Annotated in this window: 12 protein-coding genes and 1 pseudogene; 3 read left to right on the forward strand and 10 right to left on the reverse strand. The window is 57.7% G+C overall.

Annotation, left to right across the window (positions count from 1 at the left end; all coding sequences use genetic code 11):
* Nucleotides 1–180: 180 nt before the first annotated feature.
* On the reverse strand, nt 181–1,806 hold the full coding sequence (locus tag AC1RJW_RS17050) for a response regulator (protein WP_493045980.1): 1,626 nt from the start codon (nt 1,804–1,806) through the stop codon (nt 181–183).
* A gap of 347 nt (nt 1,807–2,153) precedes the next feature.
* Between AC1RJW_RS17050 and AC1RJW_RS17055 the strand changes: the two genes are divergently transcribed.
* Together AC1RJW_RS17055 and purL are read left to right on the forward strand one after the other, a co-directional pair.
* Nucleotides 2,154–3,218 carry a GGDEF domain-containing protein gene (locus tag AC1RJW_RS17055; protein ID WP_493045981.1) on the forward strand — a complete coding sequence of 355 codons (1,065 nt, stop codon included), beginning with the start codon at nt 2,154–2,156 and terminating at the stop codon, nt 3,216–3,218.
* Nucleotides 3,219–3,437: 219 nt separating this feature from the next.
* Entirely contained in the window at nt 3,438–7,475 is a 4,038-nt protein-coding gene (gene purL, locus AC1RJW_RS17060) for a phosphoribosylformylglycinamidine synthase (RefSeq protein ID WP_493045982.1), read from the forward strand.
* Between the two features lie 99 nt (nt 7,476–7,574).
* Here purL and AC1RJW_RS17065 read toward each other — a convergent pair whose 3' ends face one another.
* Nucleotides 7,575–8,441: a DUF4435 domain-containing protein gene (locus AC1RJW_RS17065; protein WP_493045983.1), complete on the reverse strand. Its 867-nt coding sequence runs from the start codon at nt 8,439–8,441 to the stop codon at nt 7,575–7,577.
* On the reverse strand, nt 8,442–9,836 hold the full coding sequence (locus AC1RJW_RS17070) for an AAA family ATPase (protein WP_493045984.1): 1,395 nt from the start codon (nt 9,834–9,836) through the stop codon (nt 8,442–8,444).
* Nucleotides 9,837–10,339: 503 nt separating this feature from the next.
* Between AC1RJW_RS17070 and AC1RJW_RS17075 the strand changes: the two are divergent.
* A pseudogene (locus AC1RJW_RS17075) lies at nt 10,340–10,654 on the forward strand (tellurite resistance TerB family protein); the annotation flags it as partial.
* Between the two features lie 27 nt (nt 10,655–10,681).
* Here the strand turns inward: AC1RJW_RS17075 and AC1RJW_RS17080 are convergent.
* The 7 genes from AC1RJW_RS17080 to AC1RJW_RS17110 all read right to left on the reverse strand — a co-directional run bounded on the left by AC1RJW_RS17080 (nt 10,682) and on the right by AC1RJW_RS17110 (nt 15,778).
* A complete protein-coding gene (locus AC1RJW_RS17080) occupies nt 10,682–11,212 on the reverse strand; it encodes a hypothetical protein (protein ID WP_493045985.1) in 531 nt (176 codons plus the stop codon).
* Nucleotides 11,213–11,360: 148 nt separating this feature from the next.
* A complete protein-coding gene (locus tag AC1RJW_RS17085) occupies nt 11,361–12,425 on the reverse strand; it encodes a PEP-CTERM sorting domain-containing protein (RefSeq protein ID WP_493045986.1) in 1,065 nt (354 codons plus the stop codon).
* A gap of 211 nt (nt 12,426–12,636) precedes the next feature.
* On the reverse strand, nt 12,637–13,080 hold the full coding sequence (locus AC1RJW_RS17090) for a hypothetical protein (RefSeq protein ID WP_493045987.1): 444 nt from the start codon (nt 13,078–13,080) through the stop codon (nt 12,637–12,639).
* The gene (locus AC1RJW_RS17095) at nt 13,077–13,514 is read right to left on the reverse strand and encodes a hypothetical protein (RefSeq protein WP_493045988.1); all 438 of its coding nucleotides are present in this window, start codon (nt 13,512–13,514) and stop codon (nt 13,077–13,079) included. The genes AC1RJW_RS17090 and AC1RJW_RS17095 overlap by 4 nt, the downstream gene beginning before the upstream one ends.
* A 44-nt stretch (nt 13,515–13,558) precedes the next feature.
* Entirely contained in the window at nt 13,559–14,008 is a 450-nt protein-coding gene (locus AC1RJW_RS17100) for a hypothetical protein (protein WP_493045989.1), read from the reverse strand.
* A gap of 183 nt (nt 14,009–14,191) precedes the next feature.
* Entirely contained in the window at nt 14,192–15,118 is a 927-nt protein-coding gene (locus tag AC1RJW_RS17105; RefSeq protein ID WP_493045990.1) for a helix-turn-helix transcriptional regulator, read from the reverse strand.
* Between the two features lie 195 nt (nt 15,119–15,313).
* A complete protein-coding gene (locus tag AC1RJW_RS17110) occupies nt 15,314–15,778 on the reverse strand; it encodes a hypothetical protein (RefSeq protein ID WP_493045991.1) in 465 nt (154 codons plus the stop codon).
* Nucleotides 15,779–16,058 lie beyond the last annotated feature (280 nt).

The following is a 16,058-nucleotide window of genomic DNA, read 5'->3' on the forward strand; positions in this document are numbered from 1 at the left end:
TTGTGCGAACGGGCGCCAGCCCAGGCTCGGCATAATCCAGTGCATGAGATTATTGCTTTTCAATTAATGAAAAGGTGTTGTCAGGCGCGCTCAACCCGAAAGCATGGACTGGGGTCGGACCTTGAGGTCCGGCCCCGGAAGATAAGCAGGATAGTGAGCAGGGCAGTGAGCAGGCGCCAGTCAGGTCGCAATACCATATTTGTGTTGCGTGGCCGCATACTGCTGCTTGAGCGACTCCAGCTTCGGATGCCTGGGGTCGATCTTGCGGATCACCTGCATCTGGTGCTGGGCCTGTTCGGCCAGCGGGGCTTCCCAGCCCAGCATGTTGAGCTGGCGCAAGATGGCGTCGACGGAGGCGAACAGCACGGGCAGGTTGCCTGGCGTTTTGCGCAGGGCCTGGCGCAGCACGAAGACGGCGCCCTTGAGTTCTCCGCTTTCCGACTTGCTGGCCGCGTCCTGCATCAATTCCTGCACCTGGTTGGTGATCTGCTGGCCCATGCCTTGCGCCAGATCATGCCGGCCCGCCTTTTCAAACACGTCCACGGCCGCTTCCATCGTCACGTCGCTGTCCGCTTCGTTGACGAGTTTCATCATGACGTCGGACGCCGCCTGTTCCAGGTTGTTCTTCAGGCAGCTTTGTACGAGGCCTACCTTGAGCTGCGTCGACAGGCCGCGCGCCGTGTCCAGGGCGGCGGCGGCCAGCTGCAGCTCGCTGGCGGCGGCGATGTCGTTGCCCGACAGTTCATGCAGCATGGCGGCCGAGATGGCGCGGCACGCTTCCACGTTGGCGCCGCCCCGCAGGGAGCGCTCCATGTCGCGCAGCACGCCGCTCGCCTGCGGCGCATCGCCCTTTTTCACCAGCGTTTTCACCAGGTTGACGTGGTCTTCCGGGTCGCGGAATTCGGAATACTTGGCTTTCGTCACCACCTGCTTGTAGGCCCGTTCGGCCGCGCCGATGTCGCCCGTGTCGAAGGCGATGCCGCCCAGGTGGCGCAGGCGGCGCACCATGTGCGGCGAGATGGCCACGGCGTCCTCGAGGATTTTCTTGGCCTGCAGCTGCTGGCCCATGGCTTCATGATTTTGCGCCAGCAAGTCGTAGGCGGCCATGAAACGGGGATAGGCTTCCACCAGTTCCAGCAGCGCGTCCTGCGCCTCCTCGTGGCGCTGCTGTTCGAACAGGGTGCGCGCCAGTCCCAGGTGCGCCCAGGCCATGGGCCGCGTGGCCAGCATGTCGGCGTAGATCTGCTCCGCTTCCTTCCATTCGCCCAGGGTGATATGCAGCTCGGCGCGCAGGCGGGCGAAATCGGCCGCCAGGCGCGGGTGCTGCAGTTCGGCCGCGCGGCAGCTTTTCACGGCTTCGCGCAAGTCGCCCTTGTCGATCAGCTGATAGGTGGGCAGGAAAATGGCGCGCCGTTCGATGGCGCGCGCGATGCGGCCGCTCAGCACATCGACGGTGAACGGTTTTAATATGTAGTCGGACGGGGTCAGCTCGGCCGCGCTGATCACCTTGCTGTGGATGGCTTCGGAGGTCAGCATGATGAAGATCGTCCACAGGCCGATCAGCTTGTGATGGCGCAAGTCTTCCAGCAATTGCTGGCCGTCCTGGCCGTCCGTGCCGCTGCCAAGATCGTATTCGCACAGGATGATGTCGAACGGTTTCTTCGTCAGCAAGCGGATGGCCGTGCCGGAATTGACGGCATATTCCACCTTGGTGATGGCGGCCTGGTTCAGCATATTGTGCAGATTGCCCCGCATGCTGGGGTTCGGGTCGACGATCAGGACAGATAAGTCGCTAGTTTCTGGCATGGTTCAGCTCTCGTTCATCTGTTCGGTCATTTGCGGGAACTCTTCTTATATGTATCTGCCTGGCAGTATTGTTTTTTATCAGCATACTGCAAAGCCGGGCGACACTGCCAGCAAAATGCATGCAATCGGGCGCGGAGCAGGGCGCCGGGCGCGTCCGCTGGCGCGCGGCGTTGTATTTCATGGCTCCGCAGCCCGGTGCGGGGCTGCCGGCGCCGCATATCCCAGCAAATAGTTGACTAGCATGATAGTATCCTAATTACAACTAATGTTGGATGCCGCGCAATCCCGCGGCCAGGCATGCGCAAGGCTGTACCGGGCGCTTTCTTTTTTCTGGTGTCGATACCCGTATGCGTGTTCCTGACCTTTCTTCCCTGCGGCGCATCGCCGTTCCCCTTGCATTCGGCGGCAACAGCGAACAGCAGCACACGTATTTCGCGGAATTGCACCGGGTCGGCATGGTCACGCAGCTGCTGGGCATCATCGCCTACAGCCTGACCTGGCTGCTGATGCCGCAGCCGTATCATCCGAACCAGGCGCACGCCGTGCTGGCGCTGCTGGGCATGTTGACGAGCCTGGTGGTGCGCTACCGCTGCACCACCTTGCCCGTGCTGACCATCACGGGCGCCTGCGCCGTGCTGACCCTCACTTTTGGCTTGCGCACCATGGCCGACGCCGTCCAGCACGCCAGCTTCTGGGTCTTGCCCGTGGGTGTCTTCATGACCCTGGCCATCGCTTCCATCTTCAATGGCGGCCTCAGCTACCTGGCCGTGGTGGCCGGCGTATGGTGGAATGTGGGCCACGGCCTGTATCCCGTCAATGCGGGCTTGCCCGACCAGTCGTGGGCGCCGCTGATGATCGCCGTCAGCATCCTGTTCGGGCTGGCGCTGAATGTCAGCTTCAGTCTATTGCGTTTGCGCAACTATCACTCCAAGCTGGAATTGACGCGGCTGGCCTTCCAGGACGGCCTGACGGGCTTGAACAACCGCCGCATGTTCACGCAGCGCGCCCAGCAGATGCATGGCGCGGCCCACGGCGGCATGCTGCATTTCCTGATGATCGATATCGACGATTTCAAGATCATCAACGACCAGCAGGGCCACGATGCGGGCGACGCGGTGCTGGTGCGCACGGCCGCCATCATCGCCGACAAGGCGCAGGGCCATCTGTGCGGACGCCTGGGCGGCGAGGAGTTCGGCATCGTCTACGCGGGCAGCCGCGAGGACGCGGGAACCTTTGCCGGTGGCCTGGTCGAGGCCGTCAGCCAGGCTTTCCTGGCCGCGCAGTTCGTCTCGATCAGCGTGGGCGTGGCCGAGCTGGACCGGGGCAAGGAGCTGGGCCACAGCTACCGGCTGGCCGACGAGGCGCTGTACCTGGCCAAGCGGCAGGGCAAGAACCGCTATGTGATCGCCTGACGGCCGCCTGATGCGGCTGTCTGGTGAATGCCTGGCCTCGTTGTTGCAAGTTGGCAAAAACTGCCGGGTTCAGGGGCAAAATGGCCCGAAAGCCATAAGTTCCGGTAATAAAGCAGGGGTAAAACGGGTATAATGCGCGCAAAGGAAATTTGCCGTACGAAAGATATTGTCATACCTACCTTTAACCCGCAGCCACGCTGCATCAACCACCTTCCAATCATGTTGATACTGCCGGGTTCCAATGCCCTGTCCCATTTCCGTAGCCACCGTCTGTTAAGCCAACTGCAAGCCGTCTCGCCTGCGATTGTTGCCGTGCAAGCACGCTATGTCCATTTCATCGATGCCAGCGCGCCTCTCAGCAACGACGACAGCACGCGCCTTGGCGCCTTGCTGACGTACGGCGAGCCGGCCCAGGCTGACAATACGGAAGGTGCTGCCGAAGAATTCTTCGTCATCCCCCGTTTCGGCACGATTTCGCCGTGGGCCTCGAAAGCCACCGACATCGCGCACAACTGCGGCATGGCGCACATCAAGCGCGTCGAACGCGGCATCGCTTTCCGCATCAACCTGAAATCGGGCATCCTGGGCAGCGCCATCGGCGCCGGCAAACTGACGGACGAGCAAGTACAGGCCGTGGCCGACCTGCTGCACGACCGCATGACGGAATCCGTGCTGCGCAGCGCAGACGACGCCAAGGACCTGTTCCGCACGCTGGAAGCGCGTCCGCTTGAATCGATCGACTTGCTGGGGCAGGGCAAGCGCGCGCTGGAAACGGCGAACACGGAACTGGGCCTGGCGATGTCGGAAGACGAAATCGACTACCTGGACGCCGCCTTCACCAAGGCCGGCCGCAACCCGACGGACGTGGAACTGATGATGTTCGCGCAGGCGAACAGCGAGCATTGCCGTCACAAGATCTTCAACGCCGACTGGACCATCGACGGCGTGGCGCAGCCAAAATCGCTGTTCGGCATGATCAAGAACACGCACGAACTGCAGCCGAAGGGCACCGTCGTCGCCTACAGCGACAACTCGTCCATCATGGAAGGCGCGACGGTTTCCCGCTTCTACCCGCGCGGCGACAAGCACGAATACGCGGCATCGACGGAACTGACGCACACGCTGATGAAGGTGGAAACGCATAACCACCCGACGGCAATCTCGCCATTCCCTGGCGCCTCCACGGGCGCGGGCGGCGAGATCCGCGACGAAGGCGCGACGGGCCGCGGCGCCAAGCCGAAGGCTGGCCTGACGGGTTTCACCGTGTCGAACCTGTCGCTGCCGGACGCCGTGCGCAGCTGGGAAACGGCCGCTTCCGTGACGGCGCCGCTGGCGGGTCGTACGGATGCGGAGCAATACGGCAAACCGGAACGCATTGCTTCGCCGCTGCAGATCATGATCGAAGGCCCGCTGGGCGGCGCCGCGTTCTCGAACGAATTCGGCCGTCCTGTACTGGGCGGCTACTTCCGTACCTACGAACAGAACGTCGGCACGGACAAAGATGCCGTGTTCGGTTACCACAAGCCGATCATGATCGCTGGCGGCATCGGCAATATCTCGGCGCAGCACACGCACAAGAACGACATCCCCGTCGGCAGCCTGCTGGTGCAGCTGGGTGGCCCGGGCATGCGCATCGGCATGGGCGGCAGCGCCGCTTCGTCGATGACGACCGGCAGCAACACGGCCGACCTGGACTTCGACTCCGTCCAGCGCGGCAATCCGGAAATGGAACGCCGCGCCCAGGAAGTCATCAACGCCTGCTGGCAAATGGGTGCGGACAACCCGATCATCTCGATCCACGACGTGGGTGCGGGCGGCTTGTCGAACGCTTTCCCGGAAATCACCAACGACGCCAAGCGCGGCGCGATTTTCGACCTGCGCAAGATCCCGCTGGAAGAATCGGGCATGGCGCCGAAGGAAATCTGGAGCAATGAGTCGCAGGAACGCTACGTCCTGGCCATCGCGCCGGAAAGCCTGCCCTTGTTCAAAGCCATGTGCGAACGTGAGCGCTGCCTGTTCGCCGCCGTGGGCGTGGCCACCGAAGAGCGTCAACTCAAACTGATCGATCCGGAACTGGGCAACGAGCCGGTCGACATGCCGATGGACGTCTTGCTGGGCAAGCCGCCGAAGATGCAGCGCGACGTGGTCCACGTGGCCAACGATTTCCCGGCGATTGATTTGACGGGCATGGACCTGGTTGATGTAGCGCAAAAAGTGCTGCTGCTGCCGACCGTGGCCGACAAATCCTTCCTGATCACCATCGGCGACCGCAGCGTGGGCGGCATGACCGTGCGCGACCAGATGGTGGGACCATGGCAAGTGCCGGTGGCCGACTGCGCCGTCACCACCATGAGCTTTGAGGGCTACCTGGGCGAAGCGATGGCCATGGGCGAACGCACGCCGCTGGCCGTCATCGACGCCGCCGCCTCGGGCCGCATGGCCGTGGGCGAAGCCGTCACCAACATCGCCGCCGCAGCGATTGCCGACATTTCCGACATCAAGCTGTCCGCCAACTGGATGGCCGCCTGCGGCCAGCCTGGCCAGGACGCGGCCCTGTACGACACCGTCAAAGCCGTCGGCATGGACCTGTGCCCGGCGCTGGGCATCAGCATCCCCGTCGGCAAGGATTCGCTGTCGATGCGCACGACGTGGAAAGACGAGGGCACGGGCGCGGCGAAATCCGTCACCTCGCCGGTGTCCCTGATCGTTTCCTCGTTCGCGCCAGTGACGGATGTGCGCAAGTCGCTCACGCCGCAGCTGAAAACGGACAAGGGCGACACGTCCTTGATCTTGATCGACCTGGGCCGCGGCAAGAACCGTCTGGGCGCCTCCGCGCTGGCGCAAGTCATGGGCCAGCTGGGCAATGAAACGCCGGACGTGGACAGCGCGGAAGACCTGAAAGGCTTCTTCGCCGCCATCCAGAAACTGAACAGCGACGACAAGCTGCTGGCCTACCATGACCGTTCGGACGGCGGCCTGTACGCCACCCTGACGGAAATGGCGTTCGCCGGCCACACGGGCATGTCCGTCAACCTGGACATGCTGACCATGGAAGGCGAGCATTCCAGCGACTGGGGCGACGCCAAGAACTGGACGGGCCAGGTAGCGGAACGCCGCAACGAACTGACCCTGCGCGCCCTGTTCAGCGAAGAGCTGGGCGCCGTGATCCAGGTGCGCGCGGAAGAAAAGTCCTTGGTCATGGACGTGCTGCGCACCTTCAACCTGGGCGCCTGCAGCCATATCATCGGCAAATTGAACGACCGTGACGTGATCGAATTCACGCGCGACGCCAAGCTGATTTACACCCAGCCGCGCGCGGACCTGCACCGCCTGTGGAGCGAAACGAGCTGGCGCATCGCCCGCCTGCGCGACAATCCGGCCTGCGCGGACGCCGAATACGACCGCCTGCTGGACGTGCAAGACCCGGGTATGTCGCCGATCGTCACCTTCGACCAGAACGACAACATCGCCGCGCCATTCATCGCCACCGGCGTGCGTCCCCGTGTCGCCATCCTGCGCGAGCAGGGCGTCAACTCGCACATCGAGACGGCTTACGTGATGCATCAGGCAGGCTTTACGGCCGTCGACGTGCACATGAGCGACCTGATTGCGGGCCGCGTGAAACTGGACGACTTCCAGGGCGTCATCGCCGTGGGCGGCTTCTCGTACGGCGACGTGCTGGGCGCGGGCGAAGGCTGGGCGAAGACGATTCTGTTCAACGCCAGCCTGGCGGAACAGTTCGCGCGCTTCTTCAACCGCACGGACAGCTTCGGCCTCGGTATCTGCAACGGCTGCCAGATGATGAGCAATCTGAAATCCATCATCCCCGGCGCCCACGCCTGGCCGAAATTCACGCGCAACAAGTCGGAGAAATTCGAAGGCCGCTTTGCCATGGTCGAAGTGATGGATTCCCCATCGATCTTCTTTAACGGCATGGCCGGCACGCAAGCCGGCATCGCCATCGCCCACGGCGAAGGCTACGCCGACTTCTCGCAAACGGGCGACATCACCCAGGTCACGAAAGCCATGCGCTTCGTCGACAACAAGGGCGCCGCTACCGAAGCCTATCCGTACAACCCGAACGGCTCGCCGGAAGGCATCACCTCCGTCACCACGCCAGACGGCCGCTTCACCGTGCTGATGCCGCACGCGGAGCGCGTGTTCCGCAGCGTCCAGCAGTCGTATCACCCTGAAGCATGGGGCGAGGATTCGCCATGGATGCGCATGTTCAGGAATGCACGGAAGTTTGTGGGGTAATTTGATTGATTTTTAAGAAATTAAAGATCAAAAAAGCCGCCATTTTTTAATGGCGGCTTTTTAATTTACATGCTACTTGAATAGCCGTATATCAAAGTTTTAAAATTGTTGATAATTACCTTTGGCCGCATCTTTTAGAGCATTTTTTAGCATTGAGAACCTTGTTACGTCACCCGCGCAAGCAAGGCGAATTCTGAGAGATTTCCTTTTAATTCTGCAGCCAAGAGATTGTAGGTGAAAATCTATTAAAGGAACTAAAAAATCTTTTCCGGAGACCGCCATTAGAGGATTTGGTAAGTCTTTAAGCCGGTTAAGTACTTTTTCATATTTTTCCACCACGATTTCTGGTTTTGCGACTTGCGTTGCTGATGATAGTGCTTCATCTCTAGCTATTCTTACTTTTTCCTTATCTAATTTCGGTGATGCTTTTTTATCTTGATTGCACATTACTCCCACCCCTTTTGATACCGTGGCAATAGTTGGATCAAAATCATGAACTGTAGCAAAGGCAGAAAATAATTCAAGTAGAGGCTCTTTGACGGATTCTTCCCAGTTTTCATAGGCTAGATGTCTTATTGCTTCTTCCTCAATAAGGATTGCATCCTGAGAAACTAATAGGGATAATGCTTTTTCGCAAAGAATTAGATTTTCAATGCAATAAGCATCATGCCGATGTAGTCCGCAAATTAAAGGCGCCGGCTCTCCTTTTGTCCATGGTAGATCTCCGTCAATAATAAATAAGGCCCTGCGATTACTTTGATTGTGATTTTTTGCGGCATCAATTACAGCATTGCAATTCCCAAGAGCAAACACTCTTGATATTTTTATTTCATCATTTGTTACTTTATTCAAAAGGCTTCTGTAAAATGCTTCATCATTTATATCCTCCACATAGACATCAATGTCTTGTAATGGTTCGAATAGTTTTCGTATCGCAGAACTTGCGCGAGAAGGCCATTTTATCATTTATGCCTCACTTAAAGAGCAACAAGCGTCTTCGAGATCCAAAATAATTGCAGGTGAATGTGTTGCTAGAATTAGTTGAACATTTGGATTTGCCTCCCTAATTGCATCAACGAATTTCTCTTGCCAATCCATGTGTAATGAAAGCTCGGGCTCATCTACAATAAACACGCCACTGCCGGCTAAGTTTTTATTTAGAGAGAGATGCGCAAGCATGACTAGTAATTGTTTCTCCCCGGATGATAGCGCATTGATTGAACGATGTTGCGTGCTGTTTTCAACAGTAACAGATAACTGTCCATTTCCTGCAACGTGAAGTTCTTTTTTTGTTTGCTTTAGAAATTTATTGACTAGTAATCTAAATCTATTAATTGGGTCTCTTAAGGATGTTCTATTTTCTATGTATTCATTTAATAGCTTAATGTGTTCTGTAATTCTGTCAACTTGAGGCTTGTTAATAATCCACTCAATATGACTTTGTTCTGGTCCACTATTTTTTTCTTGCGATCCTTTCGGGGTTTTTTTTGAATTTTTAAAATCTGCTGAAACTCTCTCTAGTGAATTTACTACTTCACTCATACGTTCCAAGAAATGTGTTAGTGAAGCTTGAATTTCTGGAACTGGTATTTTTCCGCTTTCAGATGCTTGCCCAATTTTTGTTAGTTGTTTTCTGTATTTTTCCAGTTCGTCTCTCGAAGGAAATTTAGGAGGTTTGTTGAAAAAAATACCAGGCTTATACTCAAAAGCTTTTGTAAAAAACTCGACGCGAAGACGTTCATCCAGTTTCTCTTGCTCTAAACCAATATCCTGCATGCAACTAACTACTAGATAATTTACTTCAATAAGACTTGCAGCTGGTGTTATGTTTTTTGAAAATGGATCATCAGACCAAAACCTTCTTGCTAAATATTCCCTTCTGCGTACATCTGCTAAATCTTCTGATATCGATCCTGGAACAAAGAAACGACGATCAATACCTAAGAACATAGGAGTTGCTATCTTTGTAATGCTATCAAAGACCATATTTGTTTTATACATTTCTTGAAGTTTTGATCTAGGTTCATCACTTCTTTTTTCCTCTAGAAATAACTCAAGCTCAGCTCTTCCAATACGAATCTTCTCGAAAAGAGTGCTAATTGAAATTTCAATTCCTTCTTCTGATTTTTTTGCGGATATTTTTATTTCTTCATCTTTGTCTAAGATGTCAACTTCAGCAGAGGAGAAATCAATTAGAGCTAATTCACTTATGTTTGGTGTTAAAAGTGCCATAATTAATCTTAGTGCTGAAGTTTTTCCAGAGCCATTAAGTCCAGTGAGGAATGTGAGGTCGTCAAAAAAATCTATGTTAAGTGGAAGATACCCATGTACATTTTCGGCACGCAATCTTGATATTTTCATTTTGATTTCAAAATATGATTTTTATGTAAGAGGTTTTTTAATTAAATTAATTTTAAATATTTTTTACGCGTAACTTATAGGGGGGGAATTTAATCCAGTCGTGGAAGATTTTTTTGACTGGACGATTTGATATTGACATGAATTTTGTAATTTATCAACTTCGATTTAAATATTTTTAAAATCGGAACCTTATTTTATGTACTTGAGATTGTTTTCTGCAATAAAGTTGGTTTTTTGCAACAGTGAATGATATTTCAACTACAATGGGCTATGTCAAAATGTAAAAATCTATTTTGTACCTTGTACCTTGTACCTTCGGCTATATTTACGCGGTAGTATATGTCGCGCTCGACACGAACGAACTCTTTGGCAGATTGCTAGGTCTTTCCCGGAGGTTACATTGTCCCACTTCACCCTGCCGGATATCACGCGTAGAATGTCGATGTTTATAAAGTAGTGCATGTTGAGCCGATATCTCTAAAGCTTAATACGACGACAATGTCAGCGCGGAAGAGAAGCAGAAGATGGTGAAGTTTATTGAAAGCAATGATGCGCTATCCGTGTTTACCACCACGGACGTGATCAAGGCTTTCCAGGAATATGTGGGCCAGCTGGAATTCGACAAGGATATCGGCGAGGCCAAGGCGTATCAGGCGCTGGGCAAGATGAAGTCGAATGTGGAGGCGTCGCGCCTGCTGGTGCGCATGATTATCGCCGTCGCTTCGTCGGATGGCAATTTCGACGCCAACGAGCAGCGCGTGGCCAGCAAGATCGCGCGCGAGCTGGGCTTGACTCCGGCGGAGTTCGAGTTGCAGTAAATGCCAGGCCAGCCGGCCCCGGCTGGCTTAACTCTTGTCCCACCACGGCGGCGTGCTTGACGACCAGGGGCACGCCATGTCCACTTCGCTGATCCTGTAGCGGATCTCGATCACCTGGCCAGGGCTGAAGGGACCGCGTTTCCAGTCGCCGGAATCAAAGACGTAGCCTTTGCCCTTGATGCAAAGACTGGTCGGATTGTTGCCGATGGGGCCGGTCGAGTGCAGGGTGACGCGCACTTCGCCGTTGGCGTCCAGCGGGGCGTCGCCGCCCATGAAGAGTGGATCCGAGCCGATGTCGCAGACACTGGTGCTGCCTATCTTGCTGCAGCGCTTGATGTACGTTTCCTGGCGCGCATTGGCCAGGTAATCGTCATGCCGCATCGGCTTGCCGTCGTCATAGGTAAAGCGCAGGACGACTTGCGTGGGCTCGCTGGCCGGATGGCGCGTGGTGCTGGTGCAGGCGGCGCTGACCAGGGCCAGCAGGGGCCAGGCCAGCAGGCGCAGGGTGCGGCGCAGGCACGTCAGCAAGCGGCTACGAATATGCTCAGATTGAAACATGGTGCTCCATGGAGTGGCTGCGGCGTCACTGCAGCGAAGGCGCCGATCATAGCACGCAGTCGTTTTTCCACGGAGCATGTTTCTAGCGGAACAGCTGCCGGTTTGCACATGGCACCGTGGCTGGCACCTGCGTGGCCGGCAGGCTGAATCAGCTACGCTTGCGTGCCGCGCAAGTGAGCAGGGCCATGCCGGCGAGCAGCATGGCGTAGGTCGAAGGTTCCGGAACCGGCGAGAGGGGATCGAGCCGCACGACTTCGCATATGCTGTCGCGGCAGCCATAGGCAGAAATCTGGCCCGCTTCGTTGATGCCGCCTACCAGGCCGAAGTACCAGCCATCCTCGCCAACGAGGTCGCTCAGGCTATACGTTTCATTGCCATCCCAAAGCATGGCCATCGTGCCAAAGTCGTTGTAGCCCAATACCCTGCCGAGGCCATCGATACCGACGGAGGTGGAGAGCCGCGATATCGTTTGATAGTTTCCATTGGCCCAGAAGAACGCTTCCGTGCCGGTCATGCCTTGACCTAACGTGGCCCAGCCCGATACCTGGCCAGCGTTGTTGATACCGACGGCATAACTCGGAGCATAATACTCGCTGACGAGCGTGGTCATCACGCCGTTGGCATACAGGGAGGCCTGGGCTTGTCCATCGGCGGCCTTTGTGTAGCCGACGACGGCCCCGGAACTGTTGATATTGAAGGCAGTGGTGCCGTTGCCGCCCGCCGCGGTGATTTCCTGATAGCCGCCGGCGCTGGAGTACACATAGGCGCGCTCCTTGCCGCTGCTGTCGTATGTGCTGAGGGCAACCTGACCGGCATCGTTGATGGCGGTCGCCTGTACTTTCTGGCCATTGACCGCGAAGGGGGTGAAGGTACCATTTTCCACATAGTAATAGGAGCGGTCGCTGGAGCCGGTGGTGGAATAGGCGATGCCCTGGCCTGTGGCATTGAGCGAACTGATCGTGATATTTCCCGGCAAGGGGGCTGATACATTCAGGGCGCTTCCCGAGGTGCTGAACCAGACATTCTGGCCCTGGGACTGTCCGACTCCAAAAATTTCCCCCCGCGAATTGATTTCTCCAGCGTACAGATGCGCAGGCGCCGAGTAGTTAAAATGCGTCAGCTTGAATTGCGGCGCCGAAACAGGTGCAGCGGACGCCGATGTGGCTGCCATTCCCACAAGCAGGGACAGTACTGATTTTCTGAAAACTTGCATGCCATTTTCCTTTTTGAAAAATGGCAATTATGCTAATTAATGGTAAAAATGTAAACCTATTTGATAATCTTATTATTAAAAAATATTTTCAAATATTTATCTTCCTTTTTAAGGAATTTGGCGGCGGTGATAGCACGCGATGGCAGCGCGAACCTGCCTGGCACTACGCTACGGTGTCGCGCTATTTATTTCTTTTACCGGCGCCGCCGCCTCAACGCGATGCCAGGCCGATGCTTTGCACGTGGGAAGGCACGATGTCGCCGCCCGACAGGTTCTGCGACGGCACCACCATCACCAGTTCGCCATCCACGCTGCCGTCATCGTTGAGGTCGATGCGCACCTTCAGCTGGCGGTCCAGCGCGACGAAGGCGTTGCGGTCGGTGGCGACGATGCGGTGCTCTTCCTGCTTGCCGATACGCGCATATTTGACAGCGCCAGCGAGGCGCAGTTCCAGGGTGTCGCCATTCGACAGATCATAGGTGCCGACGAATTTCTTGAAATCCTGGCGCATCATGTAGCGCGGATGTTCAGGCACGTCGATGCGCAGCGCGTTGCCCGGCACGGTGACGGTGTGTTCCGGTGGCAGGCTCTGCGCGGTGGCTGCCGTGCTGGCGGCGGCGAGGCACAGTAATATGCCCAGGATGATGGTTTTCATGTTGTCGTCCTCGTTGTTTGGTGGCCGCTGGCGCATGGCGCCTGCCGCCCGCCCTGATTCAATTCCTGCAGCACTTTCTTGCACAGCACCCCATAGCCCACGCCCGTGCCCCGTTTGTGTGCGGCCAGGTCGTAGCCGGCGCTGATGTCGTCCCAGGCCACGCTGCCGGGCAAGGGGCGCAAGTTCTCGTCCAGGTCCATCTCGAAATGGATGAAGCGGCCATCGGCGCTCAGCAGCTTGCCGTACACGGCGGGCATGCCGGGGTAGGCCAGTTGCAGGTCGAGCATGAGGGCCGTGCCCAGCGCCACGCCATGGCTGGCCGCGCACTGGCGCAGGGCGTCGGGCAGGGGCCGGGCGCGCCACCAGGACGCCGTCTGTCTGATGGCGGCCAGGGCCAGCGCGTTTTGCTGCTGGACAGAATATTGCTTGCTCATGGCTGCCACCCATGCGGAATGCGGCTTGGCGCCTGCCTGCCGCCTCAACGCGATGCCAGGGCCATGCTTTGCACGTGGGCAGGCACGATGTCGCCGCTGGCCAGTTTTTCAGCCGGCATCTGCATCAGCACTTCGCCGCCCACGCTGCCATCGTCGCGCAAGTCGATGCGCATGGCCAGTTGCCGGTCCAGCGCCACGAAGCTGTTGCTGCTGCTGGCGATGATGCGGTGTTCCTCCTCGCCATCGATGCGCGCATACAGGATGGCGCCGATGTTGCCCGCATTGCGCAGGTAGAGCACCTGGCCGTTCGACAGCTCATAGCCGCCACGGAACGGGGCAAACCTTTCCGCACTCATGAAATGTTTTTGTACCGGCAGTTCGATCGTCTGCAGGCGTCCGCCTGGAATGACGACGGTCTGGCTGTCGGGAAGCGTTTGTGCATTTGCCAGCAGGGCGCAGACGCCCAGGGTGCCGGCCAGGATCCATGTCTTCATTTTTTTACCCATCCTTGAACTTTGGTGCCGTCCGCTGCCGGCGCGGCGATATTGTTGGTACCAGGGAAATCGAACCGGCTGGTCCGCACGCGCTGTGGTTACCTTGGCAAGGTGCGGGCGACCGGTCTTGCCAGTGTAGGCAGGCAATATGCACCGCGCATCATCCGATCGGATGACGCGGCCTCATGCGTCAAGCACGGCCAGGTGCGCCGTGGCGCCGTGGATCAGCGCGATCAGCTCGCCCTGGCGCCGCGTATCGGTCTTCAAATAGGTGTGGTGCAGATGCGTCTTGACGGTATTGACGCTGATGCCGCCGCGCGCGGCGATTTCCTCGATGGTGGCGCCTTGCGCCAGCGCCTTGCCCACCAGCGCTTCGGCTTGCGTCAAATCAAACAGCTGGCGCAGCGCGGGAATCGACATGTTCGACTGGGCCGGATCGCGCGCGATGACGATGGCGCACGGCGGGCGCCAGGCGGGGAAGGGCGCCACCGTCAGTGCCAGCGCCTGGGCCTGGCCGCGCGGCAGGCGCAGCGACTGGCATTGCGGCGCGCCGTGCATGCTGGCGATGACCAGGCGCACGGCGCGCATCAGGGCCGGCGGTGGCCCCAGCCGCAGGGGCGCATCCAGCAAGGCATGGCCGGCACTGCTGGCGAACAGTACGCGGACGTGCTCGTCAAGCAGGAGCACGGCCGTTCCCATCGCGTCCAGCGCCGCCATGCCGCAGCGGCCCGCCAGGCGTTCCTCCTGCAAGTGCTGGCGCAGGCGCAGGGCGCGCTGCAACTGGGGTACCAGGTCCTGTAGTTGCTGCCTGGCACGCCGCTCGTGCTCTGGCGGCGTGGAGTGGCGGCAGATGGCCAGCACGGCCATGCTGTGCGCGCTGACGGGGATCATGGCAGCCAGCGGCTGGCCGGAACAGGCTGGCGCCGCCTCTCCGCCCAGCAGCTGGCCGGCCGGCTCGTCGCCGTAGAGGGTGAGGCTGGCGCTGGCGGCGTTGAAGACGCGGGCGATGTCAAGGCACAAAGCTGGCCAGCAAGAGTCATCGCCGGCCGCATCGAGCAGCTTTCCGATCAGTTCGCCCCAAACACGCTGGGCCTGGCCTGGCGCCGTCATGCTGTCCCCATTCACTGATCACACAGTATCGCCTGACGGGCCGGTATGTGACTGGGTAAGGACTGCGACGCAACGGGGGCTGGCCGCCTTCGTGTGGGGGAGGGCCTGCCGCTGCCATCTGGCCTGGGCAACTATCAAGATAGTACAAACGCTTCACCAGTGCAATGCGCAGCTGCAGCAGATTGCGGATGTCCGTCACGCACTTTCGGAAATCAAGCGTTGCAGGAGAAGGCGGGATTTTTCATCGGTGGCGCGGACATCCTGCATCCATGGGAGCAGCTCGGCGCGCCCGAATTTCTTAATCAACTTGCAATAATCTTCCGTTTCCCGCGGACAGAATGCGAGTTCCAGCAACTGAACGGTTTTCGCGGCCAAGCCACGCCGTTGCATTTCGGACAGGAGGTGGACACGTTGCTTCAAAGCCCGGGCGAAACCACTCTTGATGAGCTTCCCGAAGGGCATCTCGGGGTCTTCCATCATCACCCGGCATGCGATGCGCACGGCGCTGGCGTTCTCCTTGCGGATTTCCAGCGCCACCTGCCTGCACACCTGCGACAGACGTATCCCTTGATGCGCTATTGGCGGCCCAGGATCGAACTGGTCCAGTTTTTCTCCAAGGCATTCTTCAAGCGCTTCCAGGCTCGCGATAGGTATCATCATCAGGTTTGCTTATTGCAAGGGCCGCGGTTCGGGAACAAGGTTGGGCATGCGGCATGCCGCTCAAGCCGGCAAGCAAGGGCCAAAATGGCGCAGTGTACGAGGTTGTTGCTTTCAGAGCAAGCAAGCGGATTGTCAGGCGCACTCAACAATCCTCAGGAAACGGCGCAGGACAGGGCGCAGCGGCGACAACGCCGGATCGACGAGGGCAAGGACGCTGGCCAGAGGAACGGGCCGAAGGACGAAGAAATCCCGAAAAATGCTTAGTTTGATAGTGCTTGCT

Source organism: Janthinobacterium sp. GW822-FHT07A03 (assembly GCF_058798815.1).

Excerpts from the sequence above, each read along its gene's own strand:
- purL (WP_493045982.1), top strand. The coding sequence starts at position 3,438 with ATGTTGATACTGCCGGGTTCCAATGCCCTGTCCCATTTCCGTAGCCAC.
- AC1RJW_RS17090 (WP_493045987.1), bottom strand. The coding sequence starts at position 13,080 with ATGAAAACCATCATCCTGGGCATATTACTGTGCCTCGCCGCCGCCAGC.
- AC1RJW_RS17065 (WP_493045983.1), bottom strand. The coding sequence starts at position 8,441 with ATGATAAAATGGCCTTCTCGCGCAAGTTCTGCGATACGAAAACTATTC.
- AC1RJW_RS17095 (WP_493045988.1), bottom strand. The coding sequence starts at position 13,514 with ATGAGCAAGCAATATTCTGTCCAGCAGCAAAACGCGCTGGCCCTGGCC.
- AC1RJW_RS17070 (WP_493045984.1), bottom strand. The coding sequence starts at position 9,836 with ATGAAAATATCAAGATTGCGTGCCGAAAATGTACATGGGTATCTTCCA.
- AC1RJW_RS17080 (WP_493045985.1), bottom strand. The coding sequence starts at position 11,212 with ATGTTTCAATCTGAGCATATTCGTAGCCGCTTGCTGACGTGCCTGCGC.
- AC1RJW_RS17085 (WP_493045986.1), bottom strand. The coding sequence starts at position 12,425 with ATGCAAGTTTTCAGAAAATCAGTACTGTCCCTGCTTGTGGGAATGGCA.
- AC1RJW_RS17105 (WP_493045990.1), bottom strand. The coding sequence starts at position 15,118 with ATGACGGCGCCAGGCCAGGCCCAGCGTGTTTGGGGCGAACTGATCGGA.
- AC1RJW_RS17050 (WP_493045980.1), bottom strand. The coding sequence starts at position 1,806 with ATGCCAGAAACTAGCGACTTATCTGTCCTGATCGTCGACCCGAACCCC.
- AC1RJW_RS17100 (WP_493045989.1), bottom strand. The coding sequence starts at position 14,008 with ATGAAGACATGGATCCTGGCCGGCACCCTGGGCGTCTGCGCCCTGCTG.
- AC1RJW_RS17110 (WP_493045991.1), bottom strand. The coding sequence starts at position 15,778 with ATGATGATACCTATCGCGAGCCTGGAAGCGCTTGAAGAATGCCTTGGA.
- AC1RJW_RS17055 (WP_493045981.1), top strand. The coding sequence starts at position 2,154 with ATGCGTGTTCCTGACCTTTCTTCCCTGCGGCGCATCGCCGTTCCCCTT.